Raw genomic sequence first — 403 nt, forward strand, 5'->3', positions numbered from 1 at the left:
GGCATCATCTGCTTAAGGATGGCCTCCTTGCGTTCTGCTGGATAACGATTCACTGCATGTCTTTACTCCGCCCCAATACGGTTGATGTGAATTAATTGACGCGACATCTATCCTGACATAGGGGGATTATGACTGCCAGTTATAAGAAAAAAATTAATGAAATGATTGATCGTATTGAAATTAGTGTCGGTGAAAGATTATCCATTGATAGCATACGAGATAAAATTCGTGAGCACCTAACCCCATATATTAATAGTGCCACTAGGGAGAAAAAATTTTATCGTGAGTTTACAAAAATTGATTTCCATAAAATGCAGGAAGAGTTAATTGCAGACCAAAAAAAATTAAAATTGGAACGAGAAAATATTATTGCTCGTAAAAAAATTTATGCCGAGGCTATTAA

The 403-nt window shown here is 35.7% G+C and carries 1 pseudogene; it reads left to right on the forward strand.

Features of this window, described 5'->3' with window-relative positions:
- Nucleotides 1–128: 128 nt before the first annotated feature.
- Nucleotides 129–403 (forward strand): annotated as a pseudogene (locus tag ACO0K1_RS20310) (recombinase); the annotation flags it as partial.

The organism is Undibacterium sp. SXout20W (assembly GCF_049340285.1).
Classification (GTDB): domain Bacteria; phylum Pseudomonadota; class Gammaproteobacteria; order Burkholderiales; family Burkholderiaceae_D; genus Undibacterium.